The sequence below is a fragment of the Gelidibacter salicanalis genome, from assembly GCF_016469035.1.
GTDB lineage: Bacteria > Bacteroidota > Bacteroidia > Flavobacteriales > Flavobacteriaceae > Gelidibacter > Gelidibacter salicanalis_A.
Map to the genome: position 1 here is coordinate 1 of NZ_JAEHJZ010000551.1, position 304 is coordinate 304.

Annotated in this window: 1 protein-coding gene; it reads left to right on the plus strand. The window is 52.0% G+C overall.

Features of this window, described 5'->3' with window-relative positions:
* Nucleotides 1-304 (plus strand): hypothetical protein (locus JEM65_RS22755; RefSeq protein ID WP_233530833.1); only part of this gene is annotated, 304 nt, incomplete at both ends.

Consider the following 304-nt stretch of genomic DNA (forward strand, 5'->3'; position numbering starts at 1 on the left):
TTGAATTTTCCAAACCCACAGATCTCATCAATAGTGTGGCCGGAGGGAGTTCCAACAAAGACACGCCGGCACCCACAGCTCCGGTCAGTGCGACAGTGTCCTACGATGAAAATGGACCCATTTGTGCGGCTGTGAACACTTGTCACAGGGTATATTTCGGGAACATTGCCCGTGAATTGGCCACCTTGGTGTTCCTCACGGCCAATGCCAACGTGAGGAGGGACTATCTGGTCTTCATGCTTCAGAGCTACGCCTTTGTATTGACAAGCACCCTAGATCTGCTGGATGTGGCATGGGCAAAGCA